At 57.6% G+C, this 10,870-nt stretch carries 11 protein-coding genes; 5 read left to right on the top strand and 6 right to left on the bottom strand.

Annotated elements, in window-relative coordinates; all coding sequences use genetic code 11:
• Positions 1-199, bottom strand: a 199-nt coding sequence (locus NW820_RS04200) for a response regulator transcription factor (protein WP_414406767.1), incomplete at its 3' end; no start/stop codon positions are given.
• A 529-nt stretch (positions 200-728) separates the two neighbouring features.
• Here NW820_RS04200 and NW820_RS04195 point away from each other — a divergent pair.
• Entirely contained in the window at positions 729-2,789 is a 2,061-nt protein-coding gene (locus NW820_RS04195) for a ribonuclease catalytic domain-containing protein (RefSeq protein ID WP_414406766.1), read from the top strand.
• Positions 2,790-2,892: 103 nt separating this feature from the next.
• Positions 2,893-3,864, top strand: a complete 972-nt coding sequence (locus NW820_RS04190; RefSeq protein ID WP_414406765.1) for a phosphate ABC transporter substrate-binding protein — start codon at positions 2,893-2,895, stop codon at positions 3,862-3,864.
• 222 nt (positions 3,865-4,086) lie between these two features.
• Here NW820_RS04190 and NW820_RS04185 read toward each other — a convergent pair whose 3' ends face one another.
• Positions 4,087-5,103: an ABC transporter permease gene (locus tag NW820_RS04185; RefSeq protein WP_414406764.1), complete on the bottom strand. Its 1,017-nt coding sequence runs from the start codon at positions 5,101-5,103 to the stop codon at positions 4,087-4,089.
• 47 nt (positions 5,104-5,150) lie between these two features.
• Positions 5,151-5,972 carry an ABC transporter ATP-binding protein gene (locus NW820_RS04180; RefSeq protein ID WP_414389998.1) on the bottom strand — a complete coding sequence of 274 codons (822 nt, stop codon included), beginning with the start codon at positions 5,970-5,972 and terminating at the stop codon, positions 5,151-5,153.
• 196 nt (positions 5,973-6,168) lie between these two features.
• Between NW820_RS04180 and argJ the strand changes: the two genes are divergently transcribed.
• From argJ to hypA, 3 genes are read left to right on the top strand one after another with little or no spacing between them, the layout of a single operon-like run.
• Positions 6,169-7,386: a bifunctional glutamate N-acetyltransferase/amino-acid acetyltransferase ArgJ gene (gene argJ / locus NW820_RS04175; RefSeq protein ID WP_414374640.1), complete on the top strand. Its 1,218-nt coding sequence runs from the start codon at positions 6,169-6,171 to the stop codon at positions 7,384-7,386.
• A gap of 15 nt (positions 7,387-7,401) precedes the next feature.
• The gene (gene speB / locus NW820_RS04170; RefSeq protein ID WP_414329053.1) at positions 7,402-8,580 is read left to right on the top strand and encodes an agmatinase; all 1,179 of its coding nucleotides are present in this window, start codon (positions 7,402-7,404) and stop codon (positions 8,578-8,580) included.
• 3 nt (positions 8,581-8,583) lie between these two features.
• Positions 8,584-8,982, top strand: coding sequence for a hydrogenase maturation nickel metallochaperone HypA (gene hypA / locus NW820_RS04165; protein WP_011434106.1), 399 nt, complete (start codon positions 8,584-8,586; stop codon positions 8,980-8,982).
• Here the strand turns inward: hypA and NW820_RS04160 are convergent.
• The 3 genes from NW820_RS04160 to NW820_RS04150 all read right to left on the bottom strand — a co-directional run bounded on the left by NW820_RS04160 (position 8,979) and on the right by NW820_RS04150 (position 10,666).
• A complete protein-coding gene (locus tag NW820_RS04160; protein WP_011434105.1) occupies positions 8,979-9,296 on the bottom strand; it encodes a TMEM14 family protein in 318 nt (105 codons plus the stop codon). The genes hypA and NW820_RS04160 overlap by 4 nt on opposite strands.
• Positions 9,297-9,323: 27 nt before the next feature.
• Positions 9,324-9,530 carry a hypothetical protein gene (locus tag NW820_RS04155; protein WP_238376795.1) on the bottom strand — a complete coding sequence of 69 codons (207 nt, stop codon included), beginning with the start codon at positions 9,528-9,530 and terminating at the stop codon, positions 9,324-9,326.
• A gap of 329 nt (positions 9,531-9,859) precedes the next feature.
• Entirely contained in the window at positions 9,860-10,666 is an 807-nt protein-coding gene (locus tag NW820_RS04150) for a PPC domain-containing protein (protein ID WP_414329052.1), read from the bottom strand.
• Positions 10,667-10,870 lie beyond the last annotated feature (204 nt).

Here is a 10,870-nt window from a genome sequence, read left to right as displayed (position 1 = left end):
CAAAGGTGTAGCCATCCATCTCCGGCATCATCACATCGCAGATGATCAGGTCTGGTGTGAAATGGCGCATCGCTTCCAACCCCTCCAGACCGTTGCTCGCCGCCACCACTTCGTAGCCGCGAAACTCCAAGTAATCCTTTGCCAGAAGGATCAAGTTCGGATCGTCGTCGATGAGCAACAGTCGCTTCGGGTTGTCCACGGTTTACCTTTTGAGCGCTAAGCTAAAAAAGCGCTAAGCTAAAAAGTTTTAGGTGAAGAAATACAGAACTCCTGTTTTTGTGACCTTCACTGTAGGGAAACGACTCTTGAGTACCACCCTTTTGCTTGCTCAATTGGGGAGCAGCCTATGGTAACTGTGCCCTACCTCTAGTCTCTAGGATATCACACATGGAAGAAGTGGAAGTATTCACTTGCGAAATGCTGGCAACAGTATCTCTACGGAATTTAGGAGCCCTGGCTGGTAACCCTATCCCACAAACCTGGCAGAGCTGGCCTCTGCTCTGAAATCGCAGTGCCCAACACATAACCGCAATCTACCCAAAAATTTGTATCTCGTGTGTCTATATATCACATACCTATATGCTTAAGTACCGATATATCTAACATCTGCTATCTATTCAAGTGCCCGTACGTCTTCTGGCTGGGGTTTCCAGGTAGGCAGGCGGGCAGAGCTGATGGAGAATGGAAGAAAGCCTGCGCTTTAACGACAGCCGACATGGGGAGAACGGGTGGAAAAGGGCACACTGGTGGAGTTTCGTTACAATAACGACCGTGTGTTGGCAGTGGTTCAGGGCACCGAGGGCAAGAAGAACCTACTGCTGGGGGTGCCTTCTGGGCAGGTTCATAGTGTTCACCCTCGCCAGATTACCTTTGCTTTGAACGGGGGATCCAGCTTCACGGCTTCCGACATTCCCGGCTTTTGGCAGGCGGTGCAAGCAAAGTTGGATCCCGAAAGCTTGGCGCTGGCCTGGGAACTGGTGCAGGAGGAGCGGCGGTCTCTGAGCTTGGCCGAAATGGCTCAGCTGTTGTTTTCTGATGATTCTCCGGTCTCTACCTATGCCGCCTATCGCCTCTTGAGCGAGGATCGCACCTACTTCAAGCAAAAGGGGGAAAGCTACGAACCCCGCACTCCGGCTCAGGTGAAGGAGATCCTCCATCAAATGGCCGTTGCCCAACAACGGCAGCAGGAACAACTAGAGTTTGAGGCCCATCTGCGAGAGGCTCTGGCTCATCCCGGCCAAGGGTATCCCTGGACTCCTGCCGAGCGGGCCCGCCTGGAGGTGCTGGAACGCCTGGCCTTACAGGGAGCGGCGGCAGCCATTCGCAGCCACGAGGATCTCTCTTCCAATCTCAACCCGTCGGATCGGGAACGGGCCTCGCAACTGCTGGAGCTGATGGGGTTTCCTGACACTCCGCAGGGGGCCTTTGAGGCTTTGGTGGCTCTGGGGCTGTGGAGCCGCCACGAGAACCTGGCCCTGCGCCTCACCGGGATCCCAACCCAGTTCCCGAAGGCGGTGGAGCGATACACCCAAGCCCTGCTCAGCCAGCCTCCCTCTTTCTGGGATCCCCATCTGCGGCGGGATCTCACCCACCTCCACACCTACACCATCGATGATGCCAGCACCCGCGACATTGACGATGCCCTCAGCGTCGAGTTCTGGTCGGATGACGCGGTGAAGCTCTGGATCCACATCGCTGATCCCAGTTGTTGGGTGCAGTGGGGGGATCCCCTCGATTTGGAAGCCCGCAAGCGTGGCACCAGTGTCTATTTGCCGGAGCGGGTGATCCCGATGTTCCCACCGGAGTTGTCCACTGGCCCGATGAGCTTGGTGCAGGGAGAGGTGCGGCCTGCCCTTAGCTTTGGCATTCTACTGGGATCCGACGGCCAGATCCGCGATTCCAAGATTTGCCTCAGCCAGATCAAAGTGACCTACCGCCTCACCTACGAAGATGCCGATGAAATGTTGGAGTTGGGGGCAGAGGCTCAACTGACAGCCATTGCCCGGGCAGCCCAGTGGCGTTATGCCTGGCGGATGGCTCAAGGGGCAATCCAAATTGGCTTGCCCGAGCAAGATATCAAGGTCATCGACGAGATCCCCCACCTCCGGGTAATCGAGGATACTCCTGCGCGGCAGATGGTGGCGGAAATGATGGTGCTCACCGGCGAGGTGGCGGCCCGCTTCGCCAGCCAAAATGGGATCCCGGTGCCCTATCGTCTGCAGCCGGCTCCCGACTTACCTCCTCCCGAAGTGCTGGATAGGTATCCCCAGGGGCCAGTTCGGTCTTTTGCCATCATGCGCTGTCTATCGCGGGCGGAAGTAGCCACCCAGCCGGGGCGACATACAGGGCTGGGGCTTGAGGCCTACTGTCAGGTTACCTCCCCGATTCGGCGCTACCTGGATTTGGTGGCCCATTACCAGATCAAGGCTTTCCTGCGCGGGGATCCCTTGCCGTTGACGGAGGCGGATGTGCAGCAGCTGCTGCTGGGGATTGAGCCGGGCACCGCTGAGGCCAACCAGGTGGAGCGGAAATCCAAGCGCTATTGGAGCATCGAATACCTGCGCCTGCGACCGGGGCAAATTTGGCGGGCTCTGGTCTTGGGCTACCTGCGCGAGCAGGAAAACTTGGTGTTGGCCATGCTGGATGAGATTGCCTTTCGGGTGCCGGTGCGCCTAGAACGCCAGATTCCTCTGGGGGCTTGGATCGAGTTGGAAGTTGTGCAGGCGGATCCCCGTGCGGACGTAATTGAGCTGCGCGAGGTGGGACGAGAGGCTGCCATGGGCGGATAGATATGCCTTGACCTGTCGCTCACCCAATCTGCGTGGATAGCTGATACAACAGAGGGGGAAGTCTCAAAAGTCTGGATCGTGAATTTTCTTTAGGGGGGATCCCATGACTGCACGACCTTCCGGCCCACCTCCAATCGTCTACATTCTTTTGTTCGCGATACTGGGAGGCGGCGGCTGGTATGCCTATCGTTCCGGCCTGTTGGACTCATTCCTGAATAGAGAGAACACGCCTCCTATCCCCAACCCCCCTCAGGTCCAGGTACCCAACCCGCCTGCCAACGCCGTTAATCTGGATACTTCTCTGCCCAACCCAGCAGTGCTCCAGGTGGATGGCAGCGTCACGATGATCCGGATCGTCTTGGCCCTGAAGGGAGGCTACACCCAGCGCAACCCCGGCATTCCCCTCACCTATGGGATCCCAGATGGCAAGCCCAATGGATCCAATGCCGGCCTGAAGGCCCTGATGGAAGGTCGCATCCAGATGGCCGCTAGCTCCCGCCCCCTCAATGCCAGCGAAGTGCAGGCGGGTCTACAGGCGATCCCGGTGGCCAAAGATGCCCTGGCGGTGGCGGTGGGGGTGAACAACCCCTACAAAGGAGGACTGACGCTGCAGCAATTGGCCGATATCTTCCAGGGTCGGATCACCAATTGGAGCCAGGTGGGCGGCCCGGATCGGCGGATTCGGGTCCTCAATCGCGCCCCCCAGAGCGGCACCTACAGCGTTTTCCAAGAGCTGGTGTTATTGGGGTCGCCCTTTGCTCCCGATAACCCTCCCTACTTCACCACCGCCACAGAAGATGTCACCACCCCGCTGCTGCGGGCTTTGGGAGAAGATGGCATCACCTACAGCACTGTCGATCAGGTGCAAAACCAGCAAACGGTGCGGATTGTGCCCATCGACGGCCAGATGCCCACCCGTGAGGCCATCCAGAGGGGCAGCTACCCCTTGGCGCGGAATGTGTTTTTGGTGGCACCTCAAAGAACCAGCCCTGTGGTGGCCGACTTCATCAACTATGCTCTTTCGGATCAAGGCCAGCAAATCATTGGCCGCACCGAGTTCATCCCCCTCCGATAGCAACCCACAAGTAGGACTGAGATAGCCGCTGACAGCAAGCGCAGCGCGGTTCCTCTGCTTTTCCAGAAGACGTCTTCTACCTGCTTTTAGATGTCGTGATTATTCTAAGACACTGTACCCACACCTAAAACGGTGAATATGCCAGGCCAAAAGGCTTTTCTCAGTAAACCAGGCGTCTTGCCCTAACCTGAAAGACTATAGATTTCTAACAAGCTCAACTTTTCAATTCTCTCGGCGCACAGCGCTCTCATGCCACTTGCCCAACACCCTGTCGGATAGAGCACTCAAGGAAATGAAGATCAGGATCCCCAAGCCGGTGACCAAGATCAAGGCCGCAAACATGCGGGGCACCTGCAGGTTGAAGCTGGAGATCAAGATCTGGTAGGCGATCCCGGCCCGCTGCCCGCCAGTACCAGCGACAAACTCCGCCACCACCGCCCCAATCAAAGAGAGGCCACCGCTGATGCGCAGGCCCCCCATGAAATAGGGCATGGCACTGGGTAGCCGCAAGTAGATCAACGTTTGCCAGCGGTTGGCCTTGTACAGTTGGAACAGGTTGAGCAGGTTGTGATCGACGCTGTTCAGCCCCAGAGTGGTGTTGGAAAGAATCGGGAAAAAAGCCACAATCCAGGCGCACACCACCATCGCGGCAAAGGTGTTGTTGCGCAGCCAAATGATGATCAGCGGTGCGATGGAGACAATGGGCATCGTCTGTAAAATCACCGCATAAGGGAAAAAGCTGCGCTCGATCCATTTGCTCTGGGTGAACACAATCGCGACCAAAAGCCCCGATACTGTGGCAGCCAAAAAGGCCACCACCGTAATTTGCACAGTGATCAACAGGGAAGGAAAAAGCGTTCCCCAGTCGCGGATGAGGGTTTGCACCACCAAAATCGGCCCCGGCAAGAGGTAGTGGGGCACTCCCGTTACCCGCACCGCCACTTCCCAGCCCACCAAGAAGAGGATCCCGACGATAAGGGGGGCAATCACTTCCAGGTTGAACCAACGGCCCAGATTCAACCCCTTTGCAGGCACCCCTGAGCCGGCACTCGGTATGTCTGCCTCATCCGTGGGTTGGGATCCGAGTTTTTCTCCAACTGCGCCGGTCAGCTTGGGCAGAGACCAATCTGGCCAATGGAGAGGCCAGCTCTCCCCCAAGCCAACAAGGGATCCCAGCCAACGGCGCCATGGCTCGAGAAGCTGGACAAACAGGTCGAACATATCGTGAGGTTGGGGCATCAAGGGACTTACGCAACAGAGAGAACACCGCTAAGCCAGGGATCCCATCAGCGCAAACGTCCAGCAGAGAGGGGGCGCAAATAGGGGGGATCCTGAGCTGAGCCGTGCATGGCCTCGTGCAGACGGGCCGACACTTCACGGCAGTAGTTGTTGTAAAGGGAAGAGGTGCGAAAGTCTTCCGAGCGGGGATAGGGCGCATCGATGGGAATATCGGCTATCACCCGCCCTGGGCGAGCCGCCATCACCACCACGCGGTTGGACAGGTAGACGGCCTCGTAAATGTTGTGGGTAACAAAGATCACCGTCCAGCGCTTTTCTTGCCACAGCTCCAACAGGTCGCTGTTCAACTTGCTGCGGGTGATTTCATCCAGAGCTCCGAAGGGTTCATCCATCAGCAACACCTGCGGCTTGGTTACCAGGGCGCGAGCAATGGAAACCCGCATGCGCATGCCGCCCGATAGCTCGCGGGGAAAACTGCGCTCAAACCCCCGCAGGCCCACCAGTTGCAGAGCTTCCAAGACATCTCGATTGGCTTTTGGCTTGGGCTCACCTGCCAACTTTAAGGGTAGCCCCACATTGTCCATCACCGTCGCCCAAGGCATAAGGGCCGGTTCCTGAAACACAAAGGCCAACTTGGGTTCCCCTTGGGGAGCATCCTTCTCAAGATTTTGCCCCCATTCGATAGAGCCTGTGGTCAGATGCCCCAGACCTGCCACCAACCGTAGCACTGTGCTTTTCCCACAGCCGGATGGCCCCACCAAGCTAACGAACTGCCCTTCTTGGATGGTCATATTCATGTCCTGCAAAGCCACCGTGCCATTGGAATAGACCTTGCTGACATGGTTGAGGGTAATGACAGGGGTGGGCATGGCTGGCAATTCCCGGAGCAGAGGAAGCACACACTTTCAAAATAACCCTCTCTGCCGCCTCTGCTTGGTAGGCGTAACTACAACTCTTTCCCTCAGAACCGGTTTCCAGAGAGTTTCTCACGGAAAGCTTGCGATGACCCAAATCGGAGCAGCAAGTCGGTATGATGTTGCCGACCACCCTCTGGCCAAGGAACACATGGGATCCCCATTTAAACCGGTTGCAGGTGCTGTTACAGCCCCGCGAGGATTTCGAGCCGCTGGAGTGGCCGCTGGCCTCAAGCCCTCAGGAGCTGCGGATCTGGCTTTGATCGTTTCCGAGTGCGATGCGGTTGGGGCAGGCGTTTTTACCACCAATCAGGTCAAAGCAGCCTGTGTTACCTACAACCAAGGGATCCTCGCCCAACAGCAGCCGGTGCGGGCCATCCTCTGCAATGCCGGGCAAGCCAACGCCTGTACCGGAGAAGAAGGAGAGCGCAACAACGCCCAACTGGCCCTCTGGGTGGGAGAACGGTTGGGGATCCCGGCCCATCAGGTGCTCACGGCCTCCACAGGGGTCATCGGGCGACAACTGGAAATGCCGAAAATCCAAGCAGCCCTGCCTGGCCTTATCGACAGCCTCTCTCCAGAGGGGGGGGAGAGCGCCGCCCGCGCCATCATCACCACCGACTTGGTGACCAAAAGCGTTGCCCTGCAAGCTGAGATCGACGGGTACACCGTCAGGGTCGGGGGCATTGCCAAGGGATCCGGCATGATCCACCCCAACTTGGCCACGATGCTGGCTTTTTTAACCTGCGACGCGGCTGTGGATCCCCGCCTGTGGCAGCAGATCCTCAAGCAAGCTGCCGACCTCAGCTTTAACCAAATCACGGTGGATGGGGATACCAGCACCAACGACATGCTCTTGGCCCTGGCCAACGGCCAAAGTGGGATCCCAACCCTGCAAGCCGGCACAGAAGCTGCCCAGACTTTGGCGGAGATGGTCAACCAAGTTTGCATTCATCTGGCTAAGGCCATTGCCCGCGATGGGGAAGGAGCTACCAAGCTGCTGGAAATTCGGGTGTGTGGGGCTGTGGATGATGGGGCAGCCCGGCATATGGCCCGTGTGATCGCCAGCTCTCCCTTGGTGAAGGCGGCAGCTTTTGGCAACGATCCCAACTGGGGACGGGTGGCAGCCGCCGCCGGCCGAGCCGGGATCCCCTTCGACAGCCGCCGGTTGGATATCCGTCTGGGGGATTTTCTGCTCATGCAGGCGGGAATGCCCCTGGCTTTCGATCGCAAGGCAGCCTCTGAGTACTTGAAAGGGGATCCGGTGACCTTTACCGTGGATCTCCATCAGGGATCCGGCCAGGGCGTGGCCTGGGGCTGCGATCTCAGCTACGATTACGTGCGCATCAACGCCGAATACACCACCTAACGGGGGATCCCAGCCATGACCACCGAATCGAACGCAAATAACGGCTTTTCCACCGAAGCCCAAGCGGCTTTGGCCAAAGAAGCGAGGCTTTCCCTATCCGGTTGGCAGCAAGAGGTGAGTCGAGGCTTAGAGTTTGGCCTCGAGGCAGCAGCCAGCATCGGCGATCGCTCCATCCCCACCTTTTCCCGTGGCGAATTGCCCCATTATGCCGGCATCAACACCTTCCTCAAGGCTCCCTACCTGGAGGATGTGCGCAAAGTTGGGGAGTACGATGTGGCAGTGGTGGGTGTACCCCACGATTCCGGCACCACCTATCGGCCCGGCACTCGCTTTGGCCCACAGGGGATCCGGCGCATTTCCGCTCTGTACACCCCCTACAACTTTGAGTTTGGCGTCGATCTGCGAGAGCAGATCACCCTCTGCGATGTCGGCGATATTTTTACGATCCCGGCCAACAACGAAAAATCCTTCGACCAAATCTCCAAAGGGGTAGCTCACATTTTCGGGTCTGGCGCCTTTCCCGTCATCCTGGGCGGGGATCATTCGATTGGCTTTCCCACGGTGCGGGGGATCTGTCGCCACTTGGGGGACAAGAAGATGGGCATCATCCACTTCGACCGCCATGTGGACACCCAAGAAACCGACTTGGATGAGCGCATGCACACCTGTCCTTGGTTTCATGCCACCAACATCCGCAACGCACCGGCCCACAACCTGGTGCAACTGGGCATTGGTGGCTGGCAAGTGCCACGGCAAGGGGTGAAGGTGTGCCGGGAGCGGGCCACCCACATCCTCACCGTTACCGACATCACCGAAATGGGCTTGGATGCAGCCGCCGATTTCGCCCTCGAAAAAGCCCTAGACGGCACCGATTGTGTGTACATCAGCTTCGATATCGACTGCATCGATGCCGGCTTTGTACCCGGTACAGGCTGGCCAGAGCCGGGTGGGCTGCTGCCGCGGGAAGCGCTCTACTTGCTCAAGCGCATTGTGCGGGAAGCACCGATCTGTGGCCTGGAGGTGGTGGAAGTCTCTCCCCCCTACGACATTAGCGATATCACAGCTCTAATGGCCACCCGAGTTATTTGCGATACGCTGGCCCATTTGGTGGTATCTGGGCAACTGCCGCGCCGAGAGAAGCCCGCCTACATCCACCCGGAGGCGACGCCAGAAATGGCCGGCGACTGGAGGTAAGAGATGCACGAGACCGACATGACCCGCGCCTTGATCCAAACACTACGTGACTGGTGGCAAAGTCAGCCGGGACAGCCTCAGATCGCTCGGGTGCACCTGGTGGTAGGACAGTTCACCTGTGTAGAGCCGGCCAGCCTAACCTTTGCCTATGCCGCACAAACCCAGGGTACTTTCCTACAGGGATCCCAGTTGGTCATCCGGGAAACGCCGCTCATTGCCTATTGCCATCCCTGCGGCCAAGAGTACAAGCCAGAGATAGGCCGGCGCTATGCTTGCCCCAACTGCGGATCCCCGATGGAAGAGATTCGCTCGGGCCGAGAGCTGAAAATTGACTACATCGAAATTGACTACATCGAATGTTCAACAAACTTCACCCCACCGGCGCAACCAGAAGTCGCCTAGGCCGCTCCAAAGCTAAGTCCCAGAAGGACAGCTGCTCCCAAGCTGAGGATGAACATCAAGCCGGCAGGCATTAACGTTCGGGTTTTGCGGTAGCGCAGGGCGAATACGATAGATCCCAGCACTGTCGTCCCCAGGCCCAAGCCCAGCCCCCAGCGGGGATCCACCCCCAGCAGCCCATAGCTGACTCCGCTGAGGGCGGCCCCAACCAGCCCCCCGATGAGAGACTTGGAGCTTTTGCCTTTGCTATAGCCGATTGCTCCGCCCACCAAAAGCAGTGCCCCGTAGACCAGCAAGGTGATTTGTGCGGCCAGCATGATGGGAAAACCTTGTCCTCTCTAGGTTTAATCCACGAGGATATCGCGAATCAAGGGCAAGCGAATGCTGATGTAGCGATTGAGAATTGAGGCATCGACACTGCTGAGGGCGTGTTTTTTCTGACAGGCGCTCAGAAGCAGGTTCACCAAGTCATCGTCACGCTTTGTGAGCCAATCTGGCCTGCCAATCTCGCTGACCAAAGACCAAAACTGGCGTACCATTTCAGGAGTCATGGCATCCATTTTGTGGAGATAGGGGCTGAACTGCAAAAGAATGGTCTAGGCCATCGATTCGATTCTAGAAAAAAGACCTCATCCCCGAGGACAATATTTCAGCTCCGTCACAACTTAGGATAAGATGTTATGCTTTCCCACAAAGCTCAGCAAGCAGTGCCCCTTCTGGCTTTGTGAGGATCTTAGGAAGGTAAACTGGCAACTCCTGACATATATCAACATTAGGCGTTAAAAAACGATGATTCCTGTCAAAATCTCGACATCAGCATCAGAAGGTTCACAAGCCCCCTTATCCAAGCTGTAAGACAGGGAATCTGGGCGAGCAGGGGCTAGCGCAAGGCGTACTGTAACCTATAGGCTCCTTCTTCTCGTGGCTTATGGGTGTTGGCCCGCAGGGTATAAGTGCCGGTGCGGGGCAGAAAGGCAATCATCAGAGCATCGGTTCCACCCCCTTGGTCATCATCCCAAGCCCTGACTTCTCCACTGGGATCCAGCAGCTGCAAAAAGGCATCGAAATCGGAGCTGGTCATGGAAGCGATCAGGATCTGGCCGGCGCGGGCGGCAATGGGATATTCGTCCATCCAACTGCCATCCTCGGGATGCTGAAGGGATCCCTCCTGCAGACGGCCCGATAGGCTTTCCTGCCAATCTACCTGGGTGAGGATATAGGTGAGCCGGTAGTTGCCGGTGGATTCCGGCTCAAAGCTGGTGGCCCGCAGGGTGTAGGTGCCTCCCTCCGGCAGACGCACTGCCAACAGGGCATTCACATCCAGGCCAGAGTCATCGTCAAAGCCAATCACCCGCCCTTGACCGTCCACCAGCTCCAGATAAGCATCAAAATCTTCGCTCTCTAGGGCCGCAATTAAAATCTGTCCCGGCTCAGCGGTGACGGGGATCCCATCCCAAAAGCTGCCGTACTGGCGGCTGACTTGATCTCCCACCTCCAGCGCTCCCGTCACGGTTTGGCTGCCTCTCCACAGAGCAGAACGGGTCAGCGCAGATCCCACCGGCAAGCCTCTCTCTCCCACCCGATCCAGCAGCCGACAGCCGCCGGCCAACCCCAATGCCACCAGAGCCAGAGTCAAACGGGATCCCCAACGGCGAGGAGATGCGCAAGAACGATACCAGCTCAACATCGGAAGGGATCCCTTTCTAAAGAATGGCCACTGTGGACTGATCCTACCCCCTGATTGATTGAGCGAAAAGTTGGCCAGAGACGACAACTTCTGCCGAACTTCATGCTGAGTTTTGAGATTGTTGGCTTGCCCCTTCCTTGCTGTTTCAGCCGAGAGCAAACTGTTGGCCTACAGGGTTTCCCAAGCTTGCAAGACGGCTTCTAG

The sequence above is a fragment of the Synechococcus sp. R55.7 genome (genome assembly GCF_047461955.1).
GTDB lineage: Bacteria > Cyanobacteriota > Cyanobacteriia > Thermostichales > Thermostichaceae > Thermostichus.
The sequence above is the reverse complement of the archived record's forward strand: the minus strand, read 5'-3'. Positions and strand labels throughout refer to the sequence as shown.

Excerpts from the sequence above, each read along its gene's own strand:
- NW820_RS04180 (WP_414389998.1), bottom strand. The coding sequence starts at position 5,972 with ATGCCCACCCCTGTCATTACCCTCAACCATGTCAGCAAGGTCTATTCC.
- speB (WP_414329053.1), top strand. The coding sequence starts at position 7,402 with ATGACCACCGAATCGAACGCAAATAACGGCTTTTCCACCGAAGCCCAA.
- NW820_RS04185 (WP_414406764.1), bottom strand. The coding sequence starts at position 5,103 with ATGCCCCAACCTCACGATATGTTCGACCTGTTTGTCCAGCTTCTCGAG.
- argJ (WP_414374640.1), top strand. The coding sequence starts at position 6,169 with ATGGGATCCCCATTTAAACCGGTTGCAGGTGCTGTTACAGCCCCGCGA.
- NW820_RS04160 (WP_011434105.1), bottom strand. The coding sequence starts at position 9,296 with ATGCTGGCCGCACAAATCACCTTGCTGGTCTACGGGGCACTGCTTTTG.
- hypA (WP_011434106.1), top strand. The coding sequence starts at position 8,584 with ATGCACGAGACCGACATGACCCGCGCCTTGATCCAAACACTACGTGAC.
- NW820_RS04150 (WP_414329052.1), bottom strand. The coding sequence starts at position 10,666 with ATGTTGAGCTGGTATCGTTCTTGCGCATCTCCTCGCCGTTGGGGATCC.
- NW820_RS04190 (WP_414406765.1), top strand. The coding sequence starts at position 2,893 with ATGACTGCACGACCTTCCGGCCCACCTCCAATCGTCTACATTCTTTTG.
- NW820_RS04155 (WP_238376795.1), bottom strand. The coding sequence starts at position 9,530 with ATGACTCCTGAAATGGTACGCCAGTTTTGGTCTTTGGTCAGCGAGATT.